The organism is Arthrobacter sp. ZBG10 (assembly GCF_001238605.1).
GTDB lineage: Bacteria > Actinomycetota > Actinomycetes > Actinomycetales > Micrococcaceae > Arthrobacter.
The window spans coordinates 18905-44830 of the sequence record NZ_LFQH01000006.1 but is presented as its reverse complement, the minus strand read 5'-3'; the positions used below and the strand labels follow the sequence as shown (position 1 = coordinate 44830).

At 64.1% G+C, this 25926-nt stretch carries 22 protein-coding genes; 9 read left to right on the top strand and 13 right to left on the bottom strand.

Features of this window, described 5'->3' with window-relative positions:
- Positions 1-8: 8 nt before the first annotated feature.
- From rplI to ACU18_RS01640, 5 genes are all read right to left on the bottom strand, one after another.
- A complete protein-coding gene (gene rplI / locus ACU18_RS01660) occupies positions 9-461 on the bottom strand; it encodes a 50S ribosomal protein L9 (protein WP_050683797.1) in 453 nt (150 codons plus the stop codon).
- 18 nt (positions 462-479) lie between these two features.
- Positions 480-719 (bottom strand): 30S ribosomal protein S18, encoded by a 240-nt coding sequence (gene rpsR / locus ACU18_RS01655; RefSeq protein ID WP_003800144.1) that lies wholly within the window; start codon positions 717-719, stop codon positions 480-482.
- A 126-nt stretch (positions 720-845) separates the two neighbouring features.
- On the bottom strand, positions 846-1430 hold the full coding sequence (locus tag ACU18_RS01650; protein ID WP_050683796.1) for a single-stranded DNA-binding protein: 585 nt from the start codon (positions 1428-1430) through the stop codon (positions 846-848).
- Between the two features lie 74 nt (positions 1431-1504).
- The gene (rpsF, locus tag ACU18_RS01645; protein WP_050683795.1) at positions 1505-1810 is read right to left on the bottom strand and encodes a 30S ribosomal protein S6; all 306 of its coding nucleotides are present in this window, start codon (positions 1808-1810) and stop codon (positions 1505-1507) included.
- A 293-nt stretch (positions 1811-2103) separates the two neighbouring features.
- Positions 2104-3522, bottom strand: coding sequence for an amino acid permease (locus ACU18_RS01640; protein ID WP_050683794.1), 1419 nt, complete (start codon positions 3520-3522; stop codon positions 2104-2106).
- A 466-nt stretch (positions 3523-3988) separates the two neighbouring features.
- Between ACU18_RS01640 and ACU18_RS01635 the strand changes: the two genes are divergently transcribed.
- The 9 genes from ACU18_RS01635 (at position 3989) to ACU18_RS01595 (ending at position 16626) form a co-directional block, all read left to right on the top strand.
- Complete coding sequence (locus ACU18_RS01635; protein ID WP_050683793.1) at positions 3989-6682, top strand: LuxR family transcriptional regulator; 2694 nt, start codon at positions 3989-3991, stop codon at positions 6680-6682.
- Between the two features lie 156 nt (positions 6683-6838).
- Complete coding sequence (locus ACU18_RS01630) at positions 6839-8431, top strand: sugar transferase (protein ID WP_082178121.1); 1593 nt, start codon at positions 6839-6841, stop codon at positions 8429-8431.
- Between the two features lie 27 nt (positions 8432-8458).
- Positions 8459-9577, top strand: a complete 1119-nt coding sequence (locus ACU18_RS01625; protein WP_050683791.1) for a Gfo/Idh/MocA family protein — start codon at positions 8459-8461, stop codon at positions 9575-9577.
- A complete protein-coding gene (locus ACU18_RS01620; RefSeq protein WP_050683790.1) occupies positions 9574-10569 on the top strand; it encodes an NAD-dependent epimerase/dehydratase family protein in 996 nt (331 codons plus the stop codon). The genes ACU18_RS01625 and ACU18_RS01620 overlap by 4 nt, the downstream gene beginning before the upstream one ends.
- Complete coding sequence (locus tag ACU18_RS01615; protein ID WP_050683789.1) at positions 10566-11720, top strand: DegT/DnrJ/EryC1/StrS family aminotransferase; 1155 nt, start codon at positions 10566-10568, stop codon at positions 11718-11720. The genes ACU18_RS01620 and ACU18_RS01615 overlap by 4 nt, the downstream gene beginning before the upstream one ends.
- Entirely contained in the window at positions 11717-12376 is a 660-nt protein-coding gene (locus tag ACU18_RS01610) for an acetyltransferase (RefSeq protein ID WP_050683788.1), read from the top strand. Before ACU18_RS01615 ends, ACU18_RS01610 begins: the two co-directional genes overlap by 4 nt.
- Positions 12373-13512 (top strand): DegT/DnrJ/EryC1/StrS family aminotransferase, encoded by a 1140-nt coding sequence (locus ACU18_RS01605; protein WP_050683787.1) that lies wholly within the window; start codon positions 12373-12375, stop codon positions 13510-13512. The genes ACU18_RS01610 and ACU18_RS01605 overlap by 4 nt, the downstream gene beginning before the upstream one ends.
- Complete coding sequence (locus ACU18_RS01600) at positions 13509-14990, top strand: oligosaccharide flippase family protein (protein ID WP_050683786.1); 1482 nt, start codon at positions 13509-13511, stop codon at positions 14988-14990. The genes ACU18_RS01605 and ACU18_RS01600 overlap by 4 nt, the downstream gene beginning before the upstream one ends.
- On the top strand, positions 14977-16626 hold the full coding sequence (locus ACU18_RS01595; protein ID WP_050683785.1) for a glycosyltransferase: 1650 nt from the start codon (positions 14977-14979) through the stop codon (positions 16624-16626). Before ACU18_RS01600 ends, ACU18_RS01595 begins: the two co-directional genes overlap by 14 nt.
- On the opposite strand, the gene ACU18_RS01590 is transcribed toward ACU18_RS01595, so the two are convergent.
- The 8 genes from ACU18_RS01590 to ACU18_RS20135 form a co-directional block, all read right to left on the bottom strand.
- Positions 16547-17752: a glycosyltransferase gene (locus ACU18_RS01590; protein WP_268760279.1), complete on the bottom strand. Its 1206-nt coding sequence runs from the start codon at positions 17750-17752 to the stop codon at positions 16547-16549. The two genes, ACU18_RS01595 and ACU18_RS01590, sit on opposite strands and share 80 nt — an antisense overlap.
- Entirely contained in the window at positions 17736-19181 is a 1446-nt protein-coding gene (locus ACU18_RS01585) for an O-antigen ligase family protein (protein ID WP_050683783.1), read from the bottom strand. Before ACU18_RS01585 ends, ACU18_RS01590 begins: the two co-directional genes overlap by 17 nt.
- Positions 19178-19873, bottom strand: a complete 696-nt coding sequence (locus ACU18_RS01580) for a hypothetical protein (protein WP_157407509.1) — start codon at positions 19871-19873, stop codon at positions 19178-19180. The genes ACU18_RS01585 and ACU18_RS01580 overlap by 4 nt, the downstream gene beginning before the upstream one ends.
- Positions 19874-19882: 9 nt before the next feature.
- Positions 19883-20641 (bottom strand): hypothetical protein, encoded by a 759-nt coding sequence (locus ACU18_RS01575; protein WP_157370976.1) that lies wholly within the window; start codon positions 20639-20641, stop codon positions 19883-19885.
- A 73-nt stretch (positions 20642-20714) separates the two neighbouring features.
- Positions 20715-21626, bottom strand: a complete 912-nt coding sequence (locus ACU18_RS19160) for a glycosyltransferase (RefSeq protein WP_082178119.1) — start codon at positions 21624-21626, stop codon at positions 20715-20717.
- 160 nt (positions 21627-21786) lie between these two features.
- Positions 21787-22713, bottom strand: a complete 927-nt coding sequence (locus ACU18_RS19155; RefSeq protein WP_197273490.1) for a glycosyltransferase family 2 protein — start codon at positions 22711-22713, stop codon at positions 21787-21789.
- Positions 22714-22758: 45 nt separating this feature from the next.
- Positions 22759-23703 carry a glycosyltransferase family 4 protein gene (locus ACU18_RS01565; protein ID WP_197273489.1) on the bottom strand — a complete coding sequence of 315 codons (945 nt, stop codon included), beginning with the start codon at positions 23701-23703 and terminating at the stop codon, positions 22759-22761.
- Between the two features lie 200 nt (positions 23704-23903).
- Positions 23904-25751: a glycosyltransferase gene (locus ACU18_RS20135; protein ID WP_231685982.1), complete on the bottom strand. Its 1848-nt coding sequence runs from the start codon at positions 25749-25751 to the stop codon at positions 23904-23906.
- Positions 25752-25926: the final 175 nt, after the last annotated feature.

The window sequence follows — 25926 nt, the reverse complement described above, 5'->3', positions numbered from 1 at the left end:
GGATGCTGCTACTTGCCTGCAACGACGTCGAGTTCGACGACGGCTGCAACGTCAGCGTGAAGGCGGACGTTGGCCTGGTAGGAGCCAACCGACTTGATGTGAGCCGGCAGTTCAACCTTGCGCTTGTCGATCTTGCCAAGGCCAGCGGCCTCAACAGCATCGGCGACGTCGGCCTGCTTGACGGTGCCGAACAGGCGTCCGGTCTCGCCGGCCTTGACGACCAGCTTGACCGGCTTGGAGGACAGTGCAGCGGCCTGCTTCTGAGCATCTTCCAGGGAAGCGTGCTCGCGGGCGGCGCGGGCAGCCTTGATGGACTCAACCTGCTTCTCGCCACCCTTGGACCAGGTCAGGGCGAAGTTGCGGGGCAGCAGGTAGTTACGTGCGTAACCGTCCTTGACCTCGACAACGTCGCCAGCAGCACCGAGACCGGTTACTTCGTGGGTCAGAATGAGCTTTGCCATGTTAGTTAGTCCCTTTCCTTAGCCGCGGCCAGCGCCGGAGTAAGGCAGCAGTGCAACTTCGCGGGCGTTCTTGATTGCCTGGGCGATTTTGCGCTGTTCCTGGACCGTAACGCCGGTGACGCGACGGGCGCGGATCTTTCCGCGGTCGGAGATGAACTTGCGCAGCAATGCTACGTCCTTGTAGTCGATGACAGTGATGTCAGCGGCCTTCAAGGGGTTGGACTTTGGTTTGGGCTTACGGAGTTCAGCCTTAGCCATCGTGGAGCTCCTATTCTAGGGAGCCCGTGGATATTGATCCACGGGATGGTGGTGGCCAGGCGCCGGCATCCGCAGCGGTGCGCAATGGCACCCCTGGCGGTCCCGGCGTCGGGCCGTTATTGGTTGTTAGAAGGGAGGTTCGGAATCGGGGCCGTTGCCCCAGCCGCCTGCGTTGGAGACACCGGGCGTTGCCCAGGGATCCTCCTGTGCAGCCTGCTGGTTGCCGCCGCCCCAGTTTCCGCCGGAGTTGCCACCCTGGTTTCCACCGGAGTTGCCACCTCCGAAGTTGCCGCCGCCGCCGGCGTTTCCGCCGCCGAAGCCACCCTGGCCACCCTGACCGCCGGAGCGCTGGGTGCGGTTGACCTTGGCATTGGCGTAACGCAGGCTGGGGCCGATTTCGTCGACCTCAAGCTCCATGACGGTGCGCTTTTCGCCTTCTTTTGTTTCGTAGGAACGGCTCTTCAGACGGCCGTTGACGATCACACGCATACCCTTGGTCAGGGATTCGGCGACGTTTTCGGCTGCTTCACGCCAGACGGCGGCGCGGAGGAACAGGGTTTCCCCGTCCTTCCACTCGTTGGACTGGCGATCAAAGGTGCGGGGGGTGGAAGCGATGGTGAAGTTCGCTACTGCCGAACCTGACGGTGTGAACCGCAATTCCGGGTCATTGGTGAGGTTACCGATGACCGTAATGGTGGTCTCGCCTGCCATCTACTGCCTCCTTGTTCGATCCTGGGTGAAGAGTGCGTTTCCTGCGGGGTGAAGAATGAAGCTGGTGCGGGAAATTACTCCGCAACGACCTTCTGCTCTTCGGGGCGGGTGATCTTGGTGCGCATGATGGTCTCGTTAAGAGACAACTGGCGGTCAAGTTCCTTGGCGGTGTCCGGCTTGGCGGTGAAGTTCACCACGGCGTAGATACCTTCGGACTTCTTCTTGATGTCGTAAGCCAGTCGGCGACGGCCCCAGATGTCAACCTTTTCGATGGTTCCACCATCGTTGGTGATGACGTTCAGGAACTTCTGAAGCGACGGCTCAACGGTACGCTCTTCGACCTCGGGGTCGATGATTACCATCAATTCGTAAGGACGCATATGTGAACCCACCTCCTTTGGGCTAAGCGGTTACGGCATTTCCGTAACAGGAGGTTCATTTGCGGTGCCGTGCGGCGCCAGCTTCCGGAACGGAGGCAGGGCGCAGCACAGACTTTTCAATCTTAGTGCATGCGGTGCGGATAGGCGATTCGCGCCTTGGAGCAGCCGTGTTCCCCCAGCGTAGGGCGGTTCCACCCCGGATATCGGGGCTGGTCACCGTATGTGGAAAACCGTCCGCCCGGCGGCCATGGCGGCGCGCCGGGCGGACGGCAGGAGAAGCAGATGCGGCAGGTTTACGACGCCGGCGGGGCGCCTGCGGCTGCAGGTTCGGTTGTGTCGGCAGCAGCATTGGCCGGGCCCGCCGGTCCGCCCTTACGGTACCGGAACACACCGATACCCACCACAACAGCGGCAAGGGCAACGGACAGCAGCAGCGATTCGCGGGTCGAATCCAGGATGACCATGCCGATCAGCAGGGCAACGATGCTGCCGATGGCCAACCAGGTGAGGTACGGGAACAGCCACATTTTCAGTTCAAGGTCCTTGGCCCGGGCACCCATGCGCTTGCGCAGGATCAGCTGCGAGGAGGCGATGACCAGCCAGACAAAGAGGGCAATGGCACCGGAGGTGTTGACCAGGAAGAGGAAAACGGTGTCCGGGGCGATGTAATTCAGGCCAACGGTGACGAACCCCACCACGGTGGAGGCGAGCACAGCGGACGCGGGGACGCCGCGGCGGGAGATCCTGGTCCATGACTTGGGTGCGTCGCCCCGCTTGGACAGCGAGAACAGCATGCGGCTGGCGGTGTAAAGCCCGGAGTTCAGGCAGGAAAGCACTGACGTGAGGACTACAACGTCCATGATGGTGCCCGCCCCGGGGATGCCGAAGAGTTCAATCACCGCCACGTATGGGCTCTTGGCGACGCTGGCGTCGTTCCACGGCAGGAGGGTCACCACAACGGCGATCGAGCCGATGTAGAACACCAGGATCCGCCACACGGTGGACCGGACTGCCTTCTTGACGGCGTCGACGGGATTCTCGGATTCGCCGGCCGCGATGGTGGCGATTTCCGCGCCGAAGAACGAGAAGACCACCACCAGGATGCCGGCCAGCACGGCGCCGGGTCCGTTGGGGAAGAACCCGCCGTTGTTGACCAGGTTGTCCAGGCCGGGGGCCGGGACGCCCGGCACCAGGCCCAGGATGGCTGCAGCACCGAACAGCAGGAACAGGGCGATGGCTGTGACCTTGATGGAGGCGAACCAGAATTCGAATTCGCCGAAGGATTTTACGGATCCCAGGTTGGTCAGGGTCAGCAGCACCATGAGGAGCAGCGCCCAGACCCACTGGTCGATACCGGGGACCCAACGGTGCATGATGGCGGCCCCGGCCGTCGCTTCAATGCCCAGCACGATGATCCAGAACCAGGCATACAGCCAGCCGATGCTGAATCCTGCCCAGCGGCCCAGCGCCTTATCGGCATAGGTGGAGAAGGAGCCGGTTTCCGGGTTTGCCGCTGCCATTTCGCCCAGCATCCGCATCACCAGGATGACGACGATGCCCGCGGCCATGTAGGCCACCAGGATCCCCGGGCCGGCCTGCTGGATCGCCGCGCCGGAGCCCACAAAGAGCCCCGCGCCGATCACACCGGCGATCGCGATCATGGAGAGGTGCCGCGGCTTGAGCGACTTGGCTAACTGTTGGTCAGCAGGCATGGAGCGCCGTCCTTAGGGTCTTTCAGTGCGGGTTGGGGCGCCGGACGGGTCTCCGGGACGCCACTGCGGGGTACGCAGGGGCCGCAGCGAGTGCGGCGGGTCACAATGTTTCTCCCACCCTAGACTCCGACTCCGGGGGTGCATTATGTGCAGTGGCACAGATCGGCGGGTGCGAAATCGGATGATCCCACAGGCATGAGGACCACAAGGAATCAACAGATTCCCTGTGGTCAACGCGGTAATCTTGAGGAAACGCGTGGGCAATCTTGATCCAATCCAGTGACTAATCGGTGGAAACGCTTGCATCTGCGGCGCTATATTCCTTCTACGGCTGGGAACCGTGCCGGCAGCACCTCGTTTGCCGGCATGTTGCACTGTTGGCCAGCCAGCTGGCCGGTGTGCGGCAAACCACATTGGCATCAATAACGCAGAGGACGCGGTCTCACCTTTGATGGGTGGGGACCGTATGTCGCTTATAGGCCGCAGCAAAGAGTTGGACCGGATCCTTTCTGTGATCCGGGGGCCCAAGGATTCCGCCCTTGCCGTGATCGGCCGGCGCGGAGCGGGCAAGTCTGCCCTGCTGTCCGAGATTCCCACTCTTTCCGAGTACCGGACCGTTTTCCTGCAGGCCAGCGCCTCCGAATCGGATTGGCCGCTGTCCGGGCTGACCGCACTGCTCAACGGCATCGACGACCCGGTCCTGAACCGCATCGCAGATGAACTCCTCCGCGATACAGCCGGCACCATGAACGTCCCCACGGTCTCCGCGATGCTCTTGAACGGCCTGCAGCAGCGTTCCTCAGCCCGGACAGTGATTGTGATCGATGACGCGGACCAGCTGGATTCCAGCAGCCAGGCCGTCATCGGGTTCCTTTCCCGCCGGTTGGCCGCAACGGACATCGCCCTCTTCGTCAGCGTCCGTGAAGAAGTGCCGGACAGCCCCTTCACCGGCCTTGCCGTCCTGCCGTTGGGTCCCCTCAGCTACAGCGACACCGTCAGGTTGCTGGAGGCCATTCCGGCGAAGCAAACCACGACGGCGGCCGCCCACACGGTTGCCGCGGCTACAGGCGGGAACCCGCTCGCCGCCGTCGAGCTTTACCGCCGGCTGCTGGAACGGCAGGCGGAAGGCAAGCACGCGCTGCCCGTCCCGCTGCCCTGCAAAGGCAGCTTCGAAGCGGAGTTCGCCGCCGTCGTCGGCGGGATCAGCCGCAGCGCGCGCAACGTGCTGGACCTGCTGTCCCTCTCCTACCGCAGCGATATCCCCAGCCTGGAAAAGGTCAGCCCTGATATCTGGACCGGGGTGGATGAGCTCCTCGCCAGCGGCCTGGTGAACCGTTCCGGGCACCACCTGCGCATCCGGGACCAGCTGCTGCGCGGCTTCGTTTTCTCAGCCATGACCCCCGCTGTCCGCACGGCAAGCCACCGGACCCTGGCGGAAGCGTCGGAGGCCACCGATCCTTACGCCCGGCGGTGGCACCTCAGCTTCACCGCCCTGGAGCGCCAGACCCCGTTCGGCCTGTTGCGCCACGCCGTGGACCTGATCCGGGGCGGGGAGATCTCCTTCGCCGTCGAATACATCGAGCGGGCCCTCACCATCAACCCGTGGGAGGCCGAAACAGCCTCGCGCCTTGCCACCGTCGCCGAACTGCTGTTTAACCGCGGCGAATTTGTTTATGCCAAGCGCTACCTCGAGTGGGCCCAACGGGTCACCCGCAATCCCGCCCTGATCCTGCGGCTCACCGGCCTGTCCTTCCAGATCCAGTTCATCCAGGGCGCGGCAGTACGCTCCAGCATGGTGCTGCGGCTGGTGAAGGAATTCGGCCGCCACGATCCGGGATACGCCGCCAGCCTGCTGGCCGTTGGCGCCCTGTACTACGCCGAACGCTGGGAACTCCGCGACGCCGCCGAACTCCTCCGGCAAGGCGCCGAGTTCCAGGACTCGGCATCCGCCGGGGTGCTTGCCATTTCGGAACGGGCGAGGATGCTGGCAGACTCCATCAGCGGCAATACCGGGACGCTGAGCCGGAAGCACGAACCGGCGGGCAGCGCCCGGATGGCAAGCCTGCTGATCCAGGGCCGCGCCCTGAGCTACGCAGAACGGTACGACCACGCGCAGGAAGCCTTCGCCATGGTCCGCAGTTCCGTTGAGGCAAGCAACACCAACTGGCGGGAAACCGCAGCGTTCCTTGCGGTGGACAACGAAATCCGGGCCGGCAACATCCGCGCCGCCATCAAGCTCATCGACGACATCGAACGCCACGAACCTGAAGTGAAGTTCCACCGTGGCCTGCGGCACCTCTACCGCGAGTGGCGGGCCCACGCGCTGGGCGACGAGGCCCTGGCCCATGTCCACGCCGCCGAGGCACAGCGCTACGCCGGTTCGGAAAGCCACGCTGCGACCACCGCTCAGCTCGCCTCGGTCCGCGGCCATTTTGCCCTGCTCCGCGGCGACCTGGCGGAGGCTTTTGCCCAGTTGTCCCGCGCTACGGAAATCGGCCTGGGGTTCGGGAATCCAACATTGCTCCGGTGTGAGGCTGACCTGGTGGAAGTCCTCATCCGCATGGGCCGCCACCGCGAGGCCACGCACGCGCTGATGATCCTGGAAGGCCGTTCCGTGGGCCTGCGGTCGCCCTGGCTGGCGATCGCTGTGGCCCGCAGCCGCGCCATGCTTGCCGACGGCGAGCAGTCACTGAATCTTTTTACCCAGGCGCTCGAAGGCCGGGCCGCGCTTGAATCCGTGCTCGAATGCGCCCGGACCCTGATGTGCTACGCCGAAAGGCTGAGCGCTTTCGGCCGGTTGCGGGATGCCCGCGACGCCCTGCTGCGCGCCAAGGTGATGTTCGATGAGGCCGGGGCCGACGCCTGGACCCAGCATGTGGACGCGCTGCTGCTCGACGAACGGGTGGAGCCGGCCAAACCGCAGGGCAACCCGGCCATGAGGCTGCTCGCGGACCACGAACGCGCCCTGGCGAAAATGGTGGCGCGCGGGATGCGGAACAAGGAGATAGCGGCCACGTTGTACGTGTCGGTCAGGACCGTGGAGGTGCGCCTCACGGCCATCTACCGCAAGCTCGGCGTGGAGTCGCGCGCCCAGCTGACAGCCCTGGCCGCCGGCAAGGAAAACCTTGCGCCGGAGCCGTACGTCCTGCCCGTCCTCTAGGCCTTTTTCCGGCCGTTTTGCAGGTACCCGCAGTATCCACAGCGTTACCTCCCGGGACCCACAAAAGCCTCCTTGAACCCGCGTTTCCCCAGGCTTTTCCCAGCTAATTTTTCCTCATGGCCAACTCAAAAGGCGGATACGCCGGAAAGGTTCACTATGGCAGAAATACCAGTAGCCCGAACCGGACGTGCAGCTTTTAGCTGGCCTGTTGCGTCGGTTGCTGCACAGCGGACGTCAACTCCGCGGTTGGCGGCGGCGGAAACCGCAGGAACCCGGATTCTGCGGCCGCCAACCAGCGGTCCCGCTCTCGGCCTGGCGAAGGCCACCGGACGGAAAGCTGCAGCAGCGTGGATCTCGACGCACCTGAACCTGATCCGCGGCGCCGACACGGTCCTGGTGGTGGCCGCCGTCTACCTCGGCTACGTGGTGACGGGCGCGGCGCCGGACAGCCTGGCGAACCGGGCCGCCACCGTGACGGCCATGGGTGTGGCGGTAGCCTGGCTGGTGGCGCTGGAAATGTACCGGACCAGGGACTCCAAGGTCCTGGGCATCGGTGCCGACGAATACAAGCGGGTTGCCTCGGCCACTGTGCGGATCTTTGGCCTGATGGCCATCGCAGCCGTGGTTTTCTCCGTCGACGGGGCCGACGCCTTCGTCACCGTTTCCCTGCCGCTGGGGCTCGCCGCCCTGACCCTGAACCGGTGGGTGTTCCGCCGCAGGCTCACGGCAGAAAAGGCCAAGGGCCGGCATCTTTCCCGGGCCATCGTTGTGGGGGACCCCGAGGACGTCCGCTACGTGGTGCAGCAGGTCCGCAGGAAGTCCGGAGCCGTTTACGACATCCTGGGTGTATGCCTCCCCGGGGCCCGCCGCGGCGGGATCTTCCGGGTCGAGGACAGCACGGTCCCGGTCCTTTCCTCGACCGATGACATTGCCCGGACGGTCCGGCTGTCCGACGCGGACTCGGTGATTGTCGCCGGTCCCCTGCCGGGCGGCAACCGGTTCATCCGTGAACTGGGCTGGAAGCTTGAGGAGTCATCAGCGGAGCTGATCCTCGCGGCAACCCTGACCAACGTTGCGGGCCCCCGCATCCACTGGCGGCCCGTCGAGGGACTGCCCCTGATGCACGTGGACATCCCGCAGTATTCCGGCGCCAAGCATGTGCTCAAGCGGGCCATGGACGCCGCCGCCGCACTGGGCGCCCTCCTGGCCCTCTCCCCCATCCTGCTGGCACTGGCACTTATTGTGCGGTTGGACAGCCCCGGGCCGGTGCTGTTCCGACAGGAGCGGATCGGCAAGGACGGCAAGGTGTTCGGCATGTTCAAGTTCCGCTCCATGGTGGTGGACGCCGAGGCCCGGCTGGCTGACCTTGGCCAGCAGAACGAGGGTGCGGGTGTGCTGTTCAAGATGCGGGACGATCCCCGGGTGACCCGTTGCGGACGGTGGATGCGCAAGTACTCGCTGGACGAGCTGCCGCAGCTGTGGAACGTGGTGCTCGGCGACATGAGCATGGTGGGTCCCCGCCCGCCGCTGGACCGGGAAGTAGGGGCCTACGAGCACCACACCCGGCGCCGGCTGCTGATCAAGCCCGGCATCACCGGCCTGTGGCAGATCAACGGACGCTCGGACCTCGCCTGGGATGAAGCCGTCCGGCTTGACCTGTACTACGTCGAAAACTGGTCCATCGCCGGTGACCTCCTTATTCTTTGGCGGACTTTCCGGGCAGTGATCCGGCCGTCCGGCGCTTACTAACAATCCATCTCCGGGAAAGAAACCGCCATGACCGCAGCTGCTACCCCATCACCAGCCCCCGCCCACCGGCAGCAGGGCAGGAAACTCCGGATCGCCGTCGTTGGCGCCGGCTACTGGGGACCGAACCTGGCCCGCAACCTGCAGGCGAGCCCCGACTGGGACCTGGTGGCCATCTGCGACCTGGACCTTGCGCGGGCCCGGAAACTCGCCGCGTCGCTGGGCGAGATCCCCGTGGTGGAAAGCCTGGACGAGCTGCTGGACACATTCGACGTGGATGCCGTGGCCATCGCGACGCCGGCGCGCACCCACTATGGGACCGTGATGACGGCGCTGCGGGCCGGCAAGCACGTCCTGGTGGAAAAGCCCCTCGCGGACAGCCGGGCCCACGGGGTGGAAATGGTGGAGACCGCGGAGGCGAACGGCCTGGTGCTGATGGCCGACCACACCTATTGCTACACACCTGCCGTGCTTAAGATGCAGGAACTGGTGCAGAGCGGCTCCCTGGGGGACATCCTGTACGTGGATTCCACGCGCATCAATCTGGGACTGGTCCAGCCGGACGTGGACGTGTTCTGGGACCTGGCGCCGCATGACCTGTCCATCCTGGACTTCATCCTGCCGGGCGGACTGAACCCCAGTGAAGTCTCGGCGTTCGGAGCCGATCCGCTGGGCACCGGCCGTGACTGCGTGGGACACCTGAACTTCCGCCTCGCCAATGATGCCACCGCCCACGTGCACGTCAATTGGCTCAGCCCCACCAAGATCCGGCAAATGGTGATTGGCGGCTCCCAGCGCACGCTGGTCTGGGACGACCTCAACCCGCAGCAGCGGCTCAGTGTCTATGACCGCGGCGTAAGCCTTGACCGGCAGCCGCAGTCCATCGGGGAAAAAACGTCCACGGCGGTGTCCTACCGGCTCGGTGACACCTGGTCCCCGGCGCTTCCGGAGCGCGAAGCCCTCTCGCAGGTGGTGGAGGAACTTGCCACCTGCATCCGCAGCGGCCGCCCGGCCCGCACCGGCGGCGCCTCCGGGCTCCGGGTCCTGTCCGTACTCGAAGCGGTAACCAGGAGCCTGAGCCGGTCCGGCCAGGCATCACAGGTTGAGGGGTCCGCCCTGGCGGATGCCGGCGCGGAGCGTGCCCGGTGACCAATCTTGAGGGTGCGGATGTCCTGGTGACAGGCGGCGCGGGCACCATCGGATCAACCCTGGTGGACCAGCTGCTGGCGGCCGGGGTGGGCCGGGTGGACGTTCTGGACAACCTGGTGCGCGGCCGCCGGGCCAACCTCTCCGGCGCCTTGTCCTCCGGCCAGGTGGAGCTCGTGGAGGGCACTATCTCGGACCGGGACCTGGTGCATGACCTGAGCCGGGGCAAGGACCTGGTGTTCCATCAGGCCGCCATCCGGATCACGCAGTGTGCCGAAGAGCCGCGCCTCGCCCTGGAAGTCCTGGTGGACGGCTCCTTCAACGTGATGGAGGCCGCCGCGGAACACAAGGTGGACAAACTCGTGGCCGCCTCCAGTGCTTCCGTCTACGGGATGGCGGAGGAGTTCCCCACCACCGAACGGCACCACCACGCCAACAACGACACGTTCTACGGTGCCGCCAAATCCTTCAACGAGGGCATGGCCAGGAGCTTCAGCGCCATGACCGGACTGAACTGCGTGATGCTTCGCTACTTCAACGTCTACGGCCCCCGGATGGACGTCCACGGCCTGTACACGGAGGTCCTGGTGCGTTGGATGGAGCGGATCAAGGACGGCAGGCCGCCGCTGATTTTCGGCGACGGCCAACAGACCATGGACTTCATCCACACCGCGGACGTGGCCCGGGCCAACGTTCTAGCGGCCGGAAGCGGCGTCACCACCGGCGTCTACAACGTGGCGAGCGGAACTGAAACGAGCCTCCTGGAAATGGCCCAGGCGCTGCTGCGGGCCATGGACTCCGGCCTGGCCGTGGAACATGGCCCCGAACGCCAGGTCAACGGCGTGGTGCGCCGGCTGGCCGACACGACAGCCGCAGCACGCGACCTGGGCTTCAAAGCCGAAGTGGAGCTGGAAGAGGGCCTTCGCGGCCTGGTCGCGTGGTGGGCCCCGCTCCGGGACGAAATCGCCGCAGCAAGGAAGGCAGGGTTGTCATGAGCCAGGAAGCAGTCCTCGCGCGGATCAACGTGATGAAGCCCCTACTGGGCGAAGAGGAAGCGAAGGCCCTGGCCGACGTGGTGGCATCCGGCTGGGTGGCCCAGGGACCCAAAGTCAAGGAGTTCGAAACCCTTTTCGCTGCCGGGCAAAGCGTCCGCCATGCGGTGGCAACCTCCAGCTGCACCACGGCGCTGCACCTGGCCCTGGTCGTGGCCGGGATCGGGCCGGGCGACGATGTCCTGGTCCCGTCACTGTCCTTCATTGCCACCGCGAACGCCGTCACCTATGTGGGAGCGCGGCCGGTCTTTTGTGACGTTGATCCGGCCACGGGCAACGTCACGGCCGAAACCATCCACGCCGCCCTCACCCTGGACACCCGCGCGGTGATTGTGGTGGACCAGGGTGGGGTACCACTGGACCTTGACCCCATCAGGGAGCTCTGCGACAGGCACGAAATCACCGTCATCGAGGACGCAGCCTGCGCGGTGGGTTCCACGTACAAGGGAAAACCGGTGGGCACCCGCGCGGACATCGCGGTGTGGTCGTTCCATCCCCGGAAAATCCTCACTACCGGCGAGGGTGGCATGCTGACCACCAACCGGGCCGACTGGGCGGCCAGGGCACGGACCCTGCGGGAGCATTCCATGAGCGTGTCCGCCACCGACCGGCACGGCTCCGTCCTGGCCCCGCCGGAGGTTTACCTTGAGGTGGGCTTCAACTACAGGATGACGGACCTGCAGGCGGCCGTCGGCATCGTCCAACTCGGCCGGCTGCCCGAAATCCTGCAGCGCCGCCGTGACATCGCTTCCCGTTACGTGGCCGGGCTGGCGGGCCTGCGGGGACTGCGGCTGGTCTCCGATCCGCCCTACGGCACCACTAATTACCAGTCCTTCTGGATCGAGGTCCTGCCCTCCTTCGCCACCAGCCGGGAGGGGCTGATGGAAAAGCTGGCTGACGCCGGGATTTCTGCACGGCGCGGCATCATGGCCGCGCACCGCCAGCCGGCCTACCGCTGGCGGGACGGAGGCAACGCCAGCCTGCAGCACACGGAACGGCTCAATGACAGGACACTGATCCTGCCGGTCTTCCATGACCTCAGCGACGAAGGACTCGGCCGCATTATCAGCACCATCCGGGCGGCGGCCACATGAGCGAGCTGATTCTGATCGCTGCCAGCGGCCTGGCCCGGGAGGTCCTGGCCATGGTGCGCAGCAGCGGGCAGTACGACGTCGTTGGGCTCCTGGACGATGACCGGGAAATGGCGGGCGTTACCGTGGATGGCGCGCCGGTCCTTGGAACCATTGACGAGGCAGCAAAATACACCCATGCCTTTGTGCTGGTGTGCATCGGTTCGGGAAGGGCCAGGGAGGCGGTGGTGGACCGGCTTACCGCCATGGGCCTCAACGAGGCCCGCTACGCCACCGCCATCGACCCGTCGGTGCAGTATCCCGAAGACTGCAGGATCGGCCGGGGCAGCATTTTGCTGCGCAACGTCACCCTCACCGCCGCTGTCACCCTGGGTTCACATGTGGTGGTGATGCCGTCTGTGACGTTTACGCACGACGACGACGTGGCAGACTTCGCCACGTTTGCCGCCGGCGTGTCCCTGGGCGGCGGCGTCCGGGTGGGCCGGGCAGCCTACCTCGGTATGAATTCCAGCGTCCGGGAACGGGTTTCCGTGGGTGCGTACGCAACTGTGGGGATGGGCGCCGCTGTCCTCAGCAACGTACCCGACGGCGAAACGTGGGTGGGTGTGCCCGCCCGTGAAATCGACAAGGACAGTTTCCTGTTCAAGGGGGCCCCGTGAGCGCGGGATTGGAAGTCTCGGCGCCGGCAATCGTTCCGTTGGTGGACCTGGCCGCGCAGCAGGCGGAGGTCCACGACGTCGTAATGGCCGAACTGGCCGGGGTGTTTACGACGGCCGCGTTTGTGGGCGGCACAGCCGTGGCGGACTTTGAGTCCGGCTACGCCCGATTTACGGGTGCCCGGCACTGCGTAGGCGTCGCCAACGGCACCGAGGCCCTTGAGCTGGCCCTGCGGGCGGGTGGCGTGGGGCCAGGCGGCGAAGTCATCCTGCCGGCCAATACGTTCATTGCCACAGCGGAGGCTGTCAGCAGGATCGGGGCGGTTCCCGTCCCCGTGGATGTGGACGCCCGCTACCTCCTGATGGACCCGTCCGCCGCGGCTGCCGCCGTGACGGGACGCACCCAGGCCATCGTCCCTGTCCATCTCTTCGGGCAGACGGCGTTTGTGGAACAGCTGCTTCCCGTCGCCGCGTCGTGCGGGGCGGTGATCATTGAGGACGCCGCCCAGGCCCAGGGCGCCACCCGGTTCGGCCGCTCCGCCGGCACGTTGGGGCTGGCCGCGGGCACAAGTTTCTATCCGGGAAAGAACCTCGGCGCTGCGGGTGACGCAGGCGGGGTCCTGACCAACGATCCGGACGTGGCCGCGCATGTCCGGCTGCTGGGCGCTCATGGAAGCTCCGTCAAGTACCGCCACGACGTGGTGGGGATCAACTCCCGCCTGGACACCGTCCAGGCGGTGGTGTTGAAAGCGAAACTGGCCCGGCTGCAGGAGTGGAACCTCCTGCGGCGTGCTGCAGCCGAGCGGTACGCGTGCCTGCTGGCCGACATCCCGGGTGTGGAACTGCCCGCGGAAGCGCCCGGCAACACCGACGTCTGGCATCTTTATGTGGTCCGGGTCCCGGACCGGGATACCCTGCTTGCCGGCCTGCTCGCCCGGGGGATCCAGGCCGGCATCCACTATCCCGTTCCCGTTCACTTGAGCGGTGCGTACGCGGGCGATGGCCGGGGGCCGGGGTCCTTTCCTGTCGCCGAGGAAGCCGCCGGCCGGATCCTGTCCCTCCCCCTGTTCCCGCACATCACGCCGGACCAGCAGGAGCGGGTGGCCGACGCCCTGAAAGCAGTCCGGAGCAGTCTATGACCGCCCCGGTGCAAGGGCCGGGAACGGCTTCGCCGGTTACCGCCAAAGCACCGGGAGCCTCTGCGGCCCTGGCGTGGAGCCTGCTCAATACCGGCGTTGCCAAGTTGGGAACCCTGGGGATCGGAATCCTGCTTGCCCGGATCCTTGGTCCGGATTCCTACGGCACTTTTGCGGTCGCCATGGTCGCGCTGCTTGCAGTCCTGACATTCAATGAGCTCGGCGTTAGCCTGGCGATCGTCCGCTGGCCGGGTGATCCCGCCGATATCGCACCTACGGTGACCACAATTTCAATCCTGAGCAGTTGCCTCTTTTGCCTGGCAGGGCTGTGGGCGGCACCCTGGTTTGCGGCTGCCATGGGCGATCCGGATGCCGCCGGCGTCGTTCGCCTGATGGTCTGCTGCGTCCCCATCAGTGGCGTCGTCGCAACACCTGCCGCTCTCCTGCAGCGCAGCTTTGACCAGAAAACAAAAATGGCCATCGACCAGGTGAATGTCTGGCTGGGCGCCGTTATATCCATCGTTCTCGCACTCGCGGGATTCGGGGCCATGAGCCTGGCCATCGGACGCCTGGCCGGAACTGTGGTTTCCGGCATCATGTTTGTGGTCAAGTCACCGCTGCCACTGCGTGCAGGCCTCGACAGGAAGCTTCTGAAGCCCCTGCTCGGGTTCGGCCTGCCGCTTGCCGGCACCAGCATCATCGTCTTTTGCCTGGGCTATTTTGATCAGCTGGTGATCGGCAATCTCCTCGGCCCCACCATGCTGGGCCTGTATGTCCTCGCCTTCAACCTGGCCAGCTGGCCGGTCTCCGTCCTGTCACAGCCGCTGCGAAGTGTTGCACCCGCTGCCCTGGCCCGGCTCCAGCACGACCCGCCGAGGATGCGGGCGACAGTCACCGCCCTGACAGGTGTCCTGACGGTCGTAACCTTCCCGGCCGTTACCCTGCTCGCAATCCAGGCCGGGCCCATTGTCCAGTTTGTGTATGGCGACGCCTGGGCAGGAGCCGCGGCCGCCCTTACCTGGCTCGCCATGTTGGCGGGCCTGCGTATTTTCTTTGAATTGATTTATGACTACCTGGTGGTGGTGGGTCTCACCGGTTCCATCCTCACTATCCAGGTGTGCTGGCTCGTGGCCCTGGTGCCGGCCCTCCTCCTGGGCGCTGCTGACGGGATTGCCGGGATTGCCAGGGCACAGTTCCTGGTTGCGGCAGCCGTGGTGCTTCCCATCTATCTGTGGCGGTTGCGGACGGCCGGTATCGGACCCGCCAGGATGCTGCGCCAAGGCTGGCTTCCGGCGCTCTGTTCAGCCTTGCTGTCCGGCTTCGCCATACTTGTGGACAGGGCCGGACTGCAACCGCCGTTCGCCCAACTCATTTCAGCGGCTGCGGCCATCGCTATGATGGCTGGCCTGCTGTGGATCAAACGTGCCGATATTTCGATGCTCAAGGCGATGGGACGGAGCGGGGGCCTTGACGACGACTAGTCAGAACAGGGAAACCTTCTGCCAGCTCGTTCGCAGCGCGGCAGCATTTGCGGATTCCGGAGCCTGGGAGCGCGCGGCAGTCCAGGCGCAGCTGGCTGCCCGCTTCGCGTGGACCGACCATGCGGGACTTTTCGCCAGCAAGGAACTTGAAGACCTCATCAGCCGGATCAGAACCTCCGTTCCGGCCGCGGTTGGGCGGCCGGAATCAGCGGCCCCGGGCCGGCAGGTGATTGTTCACGTGGCCACCCAGCTCTACGGCACGGGTGGCCATACCCAGTCCATCGCACGCTGGATTCGTGAAGATCCGCTGTCAAGCCACAAGCTGGTGCTCACGCGGCAGGGAATGGCGCAGATACCGGCCAAAGTCACGGCTCATCTCCCCGATTCCAGCGATGTGCTCCTGCTGGACCGTCGACCCGGGGGCCTGCTTAGACGGGCAGCGGCCCTGCGCCGGTTCGTCCGTGCCGCCGACGTGGTCATAGTCCACGCCCATCCGTACGATGTGGTGCCCGCCCTCGCCCTCGGGCTCGAGGGATCGCCGCCCGCGGTTTACGTGAACCACGCAGACCACGTCTTCTGGGTTGGTACATCCGCCGCCACCGTGACAATGAATCTGCGCCAAAGCGGCCGGGACCTGAGCGTCAGCCGGAGGGGAATAGCCCCTGAGCGGTGCATGGTGGCGAACCGGCCGCTTGAGCTGTCCCCTGCCGGGGGGCTTGACGGCTTCCAACGCTCGGCAGCCCGGTTGCGGCTTGGCGTGGCGGACGGCGAACTGCTGGTTGTTTCAGCGGCAGCAGGCAGTAAGTACAGTGCGGTGGGCCAGGAATCCCTGATCGGGCTCTTCTCCGCCCTGATTCGGCACCGCCCCGAAATGCGGCTCCTGGTTGCCGGTCCGGCCGCCGAAGGCCAATGGTTGGAGGCTGCGGGGGCAAGCGGTGGCCGGATCCGGGCCCTCGGCCGGCTTCCCGAGGTGCAGGGCCTCCTGTCCGTTGCGGACGTTTACCTTGATTCCTATCCGTTTTCGTCGCTGACCTCCCTGCTGGAGGCCGGCGCGCATGGCCTGCCGCTGGTGACCTTCCGGGGCCACCCGGAAGAGTGTGCGGTACTTGGCTCCGATTCGCCCGGCATGGTCAAGGAGCTGTTCAGCCCGGCAACCGAGCAGGAGTTCATTGAGACCTTTGCGGCGCTGGCCGACTCTCCCGCGTTAAGGGCCGCCCGGGGTACAGCGAGCCGGGAGGCGGTTCTTGCCGGCCACAGTCCAGCTGCCTGGGCGGAGACGGTATCCGCCATCTACACCAAAGCCCGGGCTGCCGGTACGTCCGTCGTGACGGGGGCGACGCCTTGGCAGGACGGACCATTGGATCAGCTGGTAGGCATGATCCAAAGCAGGACAGGTTTTTCGGGTGTTGGAGCCGCAGCGGCCGACGTTCTCACCCTGCGCGGGCCTGCCGGGCGGATCCGGCACTGGTTGGCATTGCGGAAGTCCCAGCAGTTGGGGCCCTGGCGGCTGCTGCCGGAATGGGTCCGTGCCGGGATCGCAGATACCCGGCGCCGGCTCAGCCCGCCCGCATGGCAAACGGCGTTGCCCGCCGTCCACGATAGCCTGCTACCGCTGCGTCGACGCCAGGTCCGGTAAGAAGCCACGCACCGATGTCACCGTCGAACCCGAGAAGGACCTTCCGGCCGGCCAACGCACCTGCAACCTCGCCCACAGCGGCAAAGCCCGCATTTGTCACAACGACTGTACGGTCCAGTGGTTGTGATGCAACCAGCGGGACCAGTGACGCCTGATCCGCGGTCTCGAACCTGAACGTCACATTCCTGCGGGGCAGCTCCACGGCACAGCTGATGGCGGAAAGGCCTGCCCCAGCGGGCACTGCACTGATGACATACGCCTCGGCAAGATCCGCCGCGGAACAGATGGAATCGATGTCCCAGCGGATGTCGCCAAGTACAGTCGGGGCATCCGCCGGCGCACCGTTGCGGAGCCGGTGGGCGGCCAGTGATTCCCGAAGCCATCGATACCGCCATTTCTGGGTGCCCACCATGCGTGCAAGGACTCCGGGGGCCTTCATCCGCGCCTGGACGGTGCCGCACGTGGTAACCACCGGCAACTGCTCCGGGTAAGCCTTGGCGATCCAGTCATGCGCTTCGGCCAGCAGGTCCACGTTGGTGGAGAGGCTGTTGTGGGTCAATGGAATCGGGGCCGCCGACACCCTCAGTCCCAGGGACCGCATGCGGACGCAGTACTCCACCGCATAGGCGTGCCATGAAAGGTCACGGACTTCAGCGAGCGGGTGGCGGAGGATTTGTTGCCGCCGGGCCATAAAAAGTACCTCGTCAAGGGTGTCGACATCGGTCAACCCCGAGAGGGGTTCGCCGGAAAAGACCACGCGGTCGCGGATCAGTCCAAGCTGCCTGCCGTCACGTGTTACTCCTGTTGCGCCGGCAATGCCCGTCGAGGTGTCACGCATAAGGAGTCCCGCCGCGGCCTCCAGAGCAACAAGGGAGTGGAGGAAGACGTCTTGGTGCACAAAGACCACCACGTCGTTGGCCGCCAGGCGCGCACCGTGATTGAGGGCGGCGCCGGCGGAAGGAAATTGACCGGCCGTATTGTCAACCGGCAGGTACTCGGTATCCGGCGCCGCAGGCAATCCCGAGTGCACAGACGCCGTCAGGCATTCCCTGAGCACGTCCGGACTATTGAAGACACAAATAATGGATACCGGTGTGCGTACTCCCACTTCAGTGCTTGGCAACATCAAGATCTCGCTCCTCATCCGGGTTTAGGGGTGCATCACCCGGAAGCGGCCATACCGGCCGCCGCTCAGGGATCGGGTCTGTTCGTGGGAGCTGCAGTACCACGGTTGAGGCTTTCTCATTCCTCGCAATGCGCCACAAAGCACCGGCGATGCCAAGCATCAGGAACAGGAATGCGCCGGCCATGGGAAAGCTCAAAGCGTCAAAGAAGGCAAACATCACTCCGGCAGCAGTGAGTGCTGAGGCTACAGCGATACTCAGCCTGGAAAGCAGCGGGTCAGTCAGGAGCGCCCGGGCGCGGAAACAGCAATAGAGGCCGCTGAGCATAAACAGCAGGAAGGTGAACAGCCCCAGGAAGCCGGAATCAATCAGCATAAGCAGGTACTCATTATCAAGGATCCTGTACTTGGGCAGGAACGTACCGAAACCGCGCCCCAGAATCCCGTTCCTGATGGCCAGTTCCAGCACAACTCCATAACTGTCAGTTCTGGATTGGGTACTTGAATCTCCGGAGAGCCCCTCGAACAGGCCGCGCACCGTTCCCACCATGCCCGGCACCAGGAAGTACACGGCGACGCCGGCGAACATGAACACAAGAAGTGCCCGGAGGCGTAAGGTCCTGGACCAACTCGGGAGCAGCACGATCAGAACAACGGCAACGCCTATGAACGTCGAACGTGAAACCGAAAGGGCAACTGCCGCCAGAATTATTCCCACACAGATCCAGCGGAAGATGCTCCTGCCTTTAAGTTCGTTCAGGGCAAGAGTCACGGCGATGGGAAGGGACATGCACAGCACCACGCCGTACTCGAGCGGGTGGGTCGCTGTACCGGCGGCGCGCAGGAAACCCGCCCTGAGATGGATGCTGTCAGCGGCAACTCCTTCGCTGAAGCCAGGGATGGAAATGGCGGAGACAAAAGACTGTCCTGTCACGAACTGGACAAGTCCCAGTGTGGCCATCGCCGTTCCCAGCAGCACAACCCGGTCCAGCAGGACCAGAAGTTTTCCGCGGTCAAACACTCCGTCGTTGGCTAGAAGGAAGAGACCGGCCCAACTCAGTGCCCGCAGCAACCCGGTGTCAGCAGCACGCGCCTCATCGGGGGCCAACCCGGCAAAGTTAGCGACGGCATAAGTGACCGCAACGGCACACAGGAACATAAACAGTGAACGGCGGGCCGGCTGACTTCCGCCAAAAAGCGGAAAGGGCCGCTGTACTTGTTGCCATCCCCACCACAACAGCGCTCCAAGAAACCACAAAAGACCGGGTCTGCCGATTGAACCAAGTGCCGAGATGGTCAGGTTGGACGGAATGGCGCAGCTCAGGATCATGCCAATCGTCAGCACATCCACTGCATCAAACCGCGCCGGGGGCCGGAGCGTAAGCCCCTGCCCGCGCGGGGTGCGCCGCCGGCCGTGCTGTTGACCGCTCATGGGTGTCTCCAGCGCGGTTTGTAAGCCGTGAGCCAGCGGTCGATCCGGCTGGCGGAAAATGCGGTGAGGGTCAGTCCCAGCAGTCCGATAACCAGGGTTGCCTTGGTGCGGCCCAGCTTGGTGCTTCCAAGGTCGACAACTACCGGGGCCGCCGGCGATGGTGTGACCTGGATGTAGCCTCCCGGTGGTACCCCCTTGCCCCCCTGCAGACCCTGTGCTTCCAGTTCAACCGAGGTCATCACCTGGTCCAGGGTCTGGCGGACCTGCTGGGGGCTGGGTCCGACCACCTGGACGGCCAGCACCGGGCGGGAGAAGCTGACAGCCCATTGTGTTCCGGTATTCGGGAGGGTGATGGAGTATCCATTGCGGACACCGCTGCCGTAGAGCGTTGCGGTGGACGAGGGCAGCTCAACGGCGCTGCCCTCCTCCGAAATCCTTTGCTGGACAATTCCGGCGAAGTCAACGAGGGACGGAAGCGCCGCATCCGAACCACTGACGACAGAACCCCTGCCGGGTTCGACAAAAAGCAGCTCCACTGTTGTTCCGTAGGTTCGCCCAACTCCGGCGAGCAGAAACGCCGACATCGCCGTCAGGGACAGGCCCAAGACAACGACCGCCCATTTCCGCAAAGAGACCAGGCCCAGGACCCCGCCAATTGAGGCCGAAACCCGCGGGATCTCATTTGTCCTCACCCGTTGGTCCTAACCTTTGGCGTCGACCGTCAAACGGTCCTCGACCGGGGGGATGGCCGGTGGCGTGCGCGTGCCCGGTCCAGGTACGGCAGCGTCCACATGTTTGTGATTTCGTGCGCGTCGCAAGGTTCGCAGATCGGAAGCTGAGCCGTCCTTGACTGGCGCGCCGCGTCGCTCATCGCGGGCCAGCATCCGGCCATCAATAAAACCCGTCAGCAGGATGCTCAGTGCAAACCCGCCCGCCGCTGCGGTGGCCACTGACAGCGACTTCGATTTGGCGTCTTCCGTCGGAGTCTCATCCATCACCAACGTCATCAAACCAACACGCGACGGGGTTGGTACCCGCTGCTCATCCTGCATGGCTGTCAGCGTCTTTGGAACCAGAGCAACAACGTCTTCCAGGGCGGGAATGACCTGGCTCGGGTCATCCCCCTCCACTGTGACACGGATGATGGAGCCGCTGCTGCCCCGGTCTGGTTCGGTTACGAAGGACATGCCAGGGTATAACTGGCCAAACGGCGGGGCAGTATCCGCTGTGGATACTTCAACTGCGAGGATGTCGAGTATCTGCCCCATCCCTGTCAAAAACAGGAATGGGTTCCCCTCAGGGCCCACCGTGGAAGTTGGCGGCATCAGGACCAGGCTCGCGTGGGCCCGGTATGTTGAAGGAAACGACTGCTTGACCACCAAGCAAAGCCCAACAGTCAACAGCAACAGTGCAGCAATGACGTACCATCGCCGCAACAGGCTCGAGATCATGTCGCGCAACCACATTATCCAATACCGCTTTCGATTAGATTTCCATTTGAAACGCAGCGATTGATCACCTGGCTCCAGCCGGCTAGGAATTTCTCCGGAGCAGGACCCGTGAACGAACACCGTCCGTAAGGGTTGCCCGCCAGACCCTGAGGCCATCGAGCCGCGACCGGCCGGAGGTGCCCTGGATTACTGTCTTGGCCAACCGGCGCAAGGATTCACGGATTTTCCGTCCCGGTGCGGAAATCGCGCGGTCCGCCAAAAGCTGGATTGGGGTGGGAATTTTTGCATCCTGACCCAGGACCGGAAATCGGTCCAGAAACCCTGTGGGTGAGATGCGTCGTCCGTGCACCCGGTTGCTGACATTGGTCCCATGGATCACCTGCAGCCAGGCAGGGTCACCCCGAAGGCGGACCACGGGCATGGAATATTTGAGGTGATTATGCCAATCCTCCCAACAGGTCCTGGCGTCAGGCCAAGGCGCCAGCACGGAGCAGAATGCATTGTCCCGGTCTTCGTGCAGGTAGATTCCTTTGCTTGCGCTGATCAATCCCCGGGTGAGATAGATCGCCGTTGCACGATCAACCGGGCCCACCGCCTGAAGCCGCTCTACAAAATCGCATGCCAGTCCGTCATCGTTGTCCAGGTTTGTGGTTAGAAGCAGTTCTTTCGGTGATCCCAGGACTCCGGCAATATCGGACAGCAACTCACTTCGCGAGACTTCGCTCCGGAATATCGGCGAAAACACCGTGTCGGCGTTTAACTGCTTCATGCGGTCGATCAGCCACACGGGACTCGCGGGATCAAGATAGATAATCCATGCGGAGGGTTTTCGGCTTTGTCCACTCACCGAGGGCAGGCAATACTTTTCAAAGAGATCAGCACGCTCCAGGAGCCATCCACTCCTGGCTCGAACAATGCCCTCGTAGCCTTTTGACGGCAGATTAAAACGCGTGAGAAGAACGTGATCGACGTCCGGAGATCCAACCAGGTCCATACTTCACCGCAATTCGAGTTCCGCTGTGGCACAAATGGGTAACTCCCTGATTTGTTAAGCTATCGTTCAGGGATTGGACCCACCAGATCCGCGGGCTGGAAATGTGGGTAGCCACAGCAACTTTGTCGTGTGCTGCCCTGTCCCAGGGTGCCCCTGCCGTTCATTGAACGGCGAAGGAGTCACTGCCTTCGAGGGCCCGGCGCACTGCGGGCACGTCGTCAATGTCGCCCAGGGTAAGCCGGGGGCTCTCTGCCAGCCGGCGCCACAGGAAATAGGTCCGGAAACCCACGCCCTTTCGTTCGTGCCGCGACTTGATGACATCCCGCCAGGTGCTGTACCCGAGCTTGAGCGTTGCAGCCAGGCCGCCAAACTGGCTGCACCGGAACACGAGCAGAGCCAAATGGCTGCCCAGCACAGGTATTAGAAGCAATGCCGGCGTATGGCAGTACTTGAACCGGAATTCACTCCGCCACCTGAGTTGACGCCGCAGCAGCGGTTTACGGTCCGCGTTGGGGCAGTGTGTGACCGGATCGGCGGAGCCGTGCCTGACAACCAGTCCAGCCGCCAGGAACCGAATGGCCAGGTCTGATTCCTCGCAGTAGAAGCCGTAGGATTCACGCAGGCCGCCGCAGGCGAGGACCGCATCCCGCCGGACAGCATGCGCGGCGCCGATGAAGGACCTGGCCAGTCCAATCGAGGGTCCGGCTGTTTCACCCTGCATAAGCACGCCATTCTCGGTGAATGGGACGGCAACAGCCCCGATCCGTTCGGAGCTGAAGTCATCGAGAGTTTGTTGAACCGTTTTCGGGGAAGTAAAAAAGGCATCATCGTCCAGGATAATAACAAATGGAGTGGACGCCTCCCGGATGCAGATATTCCGGGCGGCTATAAGTCCAACATTATTTTTTCCCGCAATGACACTGACTGTCGGAAACTGCGTTCGAACAATTTCCGCGGTCGTATCCGAGGATGCATCATCATAAACAATAATGGGAACTTTCGGCACCTGCATGAGTGCGCTTGAAATCAACCGGGTCAGGTCATCAACTCGATTATATGTCGAAATACATAAACTTATGCTGTTCACGTAGTCCTCCAATCCAATATCGTCGGATGTTTGCCGGGATTCTTCTCACCTGCCGGGAATCGTCAGAATCCGTCGGGGCTTTGTAGCCGCCAGGGTCTCAGTATTTTCCCGGATCTGCTCTACGAAGTCCTCGAGCCTATGGTTTGCTTCGACGTAAGCCCTTGCCCTGCGCCCTAGGACGGCCGCCGCTGCCGGGTCGTTGAGGACGTACTCGATGCCGGCCCTGAGGGCGGCAACATCGCCGGGCGGAACCAGAAGTCCGTTCTCTCCGTCCCGGATCACATCAATTTGGCCTCGTGTCCTGGACGCGATGACCGGGCGCCCAGCGGCCATCCCTTCGAGGATTACGTTCACCCCTGCATCGATGTCGGAGGGGAGCAAGGGAACAACCACCACTTTCGCCGCCGCATAGGATGCCCGGAGCTCGGCCGGTGTCAGGGGTCCAACCTCCAGATCCGCCAAATCTCCCAACTGACCACGGACGTCCTTCGTGGCCGTCCGGAGTCCGTCGTGGGTAACCACCAGGGATGCTGCAATTCGAACCGGAATTTTGAGTCCCCGGGCAGCCTCAACGAGCGTCTGGAAATCGCGCTCAGTGGACCCTGCCGAAAAGATGATGGTTTGCTCATCGCTGCCCGGATGATAGAACTCCTGGTCAACGGGGTGGTGGACCAGGACGATATCCTCCGGACTGAAACCGGAGTTTTCGATGGCGAGGAAGCGCTGGAGGGAACTCCAGGTGATGATGCGGTCGACGCCGGAGCGAAAGATCCTGAGCGGGATACGGACGGAAGGTTTCGACATCCAGAACATCAGTGCAAGGTGCGGGGTCCGCACCCGGAAGCAGGCAAAGAGGGCTGCAACGGCCACCGTATGCCGCTCGGACCACGTCACCACCACGTCATAAGACCTGCTTCGAAGAGCTGCCTCCATCGCCTGGGCCACAAAATATGGGAGGAACTTGTAGACGCGCCCACGCCAGCCCGCCATACCGGTCACCTCGAACTCGTCCAGAACGTCGCAGCCGAGGACCTCTTCCAGAAGCAGGCTGCGGGGCTCCTCGCCAGCCCGCTGCCGGATTGCCCGCTCCGCGTTGTCCGTGCGGGATCGTCCCCGGCTTTTCACCAGCAGGACCCTGGGAGCCTGCCCGGCTTCGTCTTTGCGCGGCCCGCGCGTCCCGTCCCGCGGCATCAGGAAGCCCTGCTGCTTTCATCGCGATGCCATCGCACGGCCCGCGAAGACCGTGGTTCCCCTCGTCCGGCCAGCGCAAAACAGGTGTAGACCAGTGCGTCCGCGGCCGATATCGGCCCACGGATGGAGCGGAGCAGTCCCTTCATCGTGTCCCGCGCACCGGACGGACCGGCTCCGGCCTGCTCGCTGTTCCCCCGGTAGACCCGCCGGAGGGTCCCCACGAGGGCCTTTGTGGACCGCGGCGTCCGAACGAGTACCGGATCGCAGTCGAGGACGCGTTTCTCGTCCGCCCCATATAGCCGGTCGATGTAATAGTCGTCGCCTGTGACCGCAGGAAACTCGCCGAGGACATCGTGTCCGCGTTCGCTGAGGCCGTAAACGCCCGCCCCCCAAAGCGCCGCCGACGTGCCGGGGATCCGGCTCCTCGCGCGATAGTAGGACCGCACAGCGTGGCTCGCTTCCCTGAAGTCGTATCGGAATGCCGGCCTGGCCGCGAACGGTGCGTCCTCGGAGGAAAGCTCCTCAAACGTAAGCCGGAGGGCTTCCTCGGAGATTTCTATGTCAGCGTCCAGGTAGATCCGTGGCCACAGCGTCGCCGCCCGGTCGCCGGCGTTGAGCGCCGCCACCTTCGACGGTTCCTGCACGCGGATGACTTCCACACCCGGAACGGATGATGCTGCAGCTTCGGTGCCATCGACGCAGCCGTTGCAGGCCACAATGACCTGGACCTTCCCGGTCCCGAGGGGCCTGGCAAGGCATGCCAACGTCCGCCTGATGACTGCCACTTCATTATGGGCGGGAATGATAACGGCGCCGCAGGGGAAATTTTCCGGCAGTCCGGGATCAGGGTACTGAACGGCGTGGGGAAGCATGGCCCATGTCCGTGAACGCAGAACAGCGTGCAAGGCCCGCCTGTGCGCAGGTTGCCAGGCCCTGACAAGCTCCGCAAAGCCCACTATGACGTGAACGGAGGTCGAATACATTCCGTGCCCGTACTTCCGTGCGTACCGGACCCGGTTGACTGCCAGCAAGGCCGTGAGTGCTGGGGAACTTCCGGAGCCTCCCTCCCTGTGGCGCATTCGGGCGGCCGGTTCGAACCAGACCCCCGCACGACCGAGCCGAACGCGACGGAAAAAATCCGTTTCCTCCGAATAGAGGAAAAATTGCTCGTCCCAGCGTCCGACCAAAGCCGCCACGTCGGGCCTTATCAGCAAAGCCGCCCCGGTCGCCCAGTCCACGGGATGCGGATGAGTGTAACTGCCGTCGTCGTAAACAGTCTCTGACAGCCACCCGGGCCGGCCCTGGAACCTGCTTCCCAGCAAGGCATCACCCAGGGAGCGAAGCAGGCCCGGCTCCCTCCGCAGGGAACGGTGCAGCTCACCGGCTGCGTCAAGGAGTGCGGGGACCACAACGCCGGCCCCCGAGTCAGTCAGGCGTTGCCGCAGGGTCTTGATCGAACCCCGTTCCACCCAGAGATCCGGATTCAAAACGAGAATGCTGCCGGCTTCGCCAACCAACTCCATGGCCCGGTTGATGCCTCCGGCGTAGCCCAGATTGCCGCCCGTTGAAAACGAAAGCACGTCACTTTGAAGGGAGAGCACGTCCAATGTGGCAGGCGCCGGTGAGTTGTCCGCGACGATGACCTTGATGGACTGGTCCTCAGTCTCGCAGCGAAGGCTTGCCAGCAGCTGTGGCACGTCGGATTCGTTGTTGAACGTCACCACGATGACAGCAACGTCCGCATAGTCCGTCGCCGGTGTGAAACCGGGCAACCCGTTGTGTCCGGTCAGCGCGGGCCGATCCGGCTTCGTATTCCGGCTGGGCGGTTCACCGTGTGCAGACTTCATGTTTTGCTCCAAGCGCGCGGCACAATCACCTTCCGGCCTTACCTGGCGTCTGCACTGCCTGGCCGAAGGTGCCGGCTGCCCGGCACGTGGTTGTGGTGTTTGGATATTCTGTTACTGATGGCCGGCCGGGGATGGAACCGCGGCCCCGAACCCGGGGCAGTGTTCCGGCTGGCAT

Coding starts and splice junctions, on each gene's coding strand:
- rplI (WP_050683797.1), bottom strand. CDS start 461: ATGGCAAAGCTCATTCTGACCCACGAAGTAACCGGTCTCGGTGCTGCT.
- rpsR (WP_003800144.1), bottom strand. CDS start 719: ATGGCTAAGGCTGAACTCCGTAAGCCCAAACCAAAGTCCAACCCCTTG.
- ACU18_RS01650 (WP_050683796.1), bottom strand. CDS start 1,430: ATGGCAGGCGAGACCACCATTACGGTCATCGGTAACCTCACCAATGAC.
- rpsF (WP_050683795.1), bottom strand. CDS start 1,810: ATGCGTCCTTACGAATTGATGGTAATCATCGACCCCGAGGTCGAAGAG.
- ACU18_RS01640 (WP_050683794.1), bottom strand. CDS start 3,522: ATGCCTGCTGACCAACAGTTAGCCAAGTCGCTCAAGCCGCGGCACCTC.
- ACU18_RS01635 (WP_050683793.1), top strand. CDS start 3,989: ATGTCGCTTATAGGCCGCAGCAAAGAGTTGGACCGGATCCTTTCTGTG.
- ACU18_RS01630 (WP_082178121.1), top strand. CDS start 6,839: ATGGCAGAAATACCAGTAGCCCGAACCGGACGTGCAGCTTTTAGCTGG.
- ACU18_RS01625 (WP_050683791.1), top strand. CDS start 8,459: ATGACCGCAGCTGCTACCCCATCACCAGCCCCCGCCCACCGGCAGCAG.
- ACU18_RS01615 (WP_050683789.1), top strand. CDS start 10,566: ATGAGCCAGGAAGCAGTCCTCGCGCGGATCAACGTGATGAAGCCCCTA.
- ACU18_RS01610 (WP_050683788.1), top strand. CDS start 11,717: ATGAGCGAGCTGATTCTGATCGCTGCCAGCGGCCTGGCCCGGGAGGTC.
- ACU18_RS01600 (WP_050683786.1), top strand. CDS start 13,509: ATGACCGCCCCGGTGCAAGGGCCGGGAACGGCTTCGCCGGTTACCGCC.
- ACU18_RS01590 (WP_268760279.1), bottom strand. CDS start 17,752: ATGTTGCCAAGCACTGAAGTGGGAGTACGCACACCGGTATCCATTATT.
- ACU18_RS01585 (WP_050683783.1), bottom strand. CDS start 19,181: ATGAGCGGTCAACAGCACGGCCGGCGGCGCACCCCGCGCGGGCAGGGG.
- ACU18_RS19160 (WP_082178119.1), bottom strand. CDS start 21,626: ATGGACCTGGTTGGATCTCCGGACGTCGATCACGTTCTTCTCACGCGT.
- ACU18_RS01565 (WP_197273489.1), bottom strand. CDS start 23,703: ATGGCGGGCTGGCGTGGGCGCGTCTACAAGTTCCTCCCATATTTTGTG.
- ACU18_RS20135 (WP_231685982.1), bottom strand. CDS start 25,751: ATGAAGTCTGCACACGGTGAACCGCCCAGCCGGAATACGAAGCCGGAT.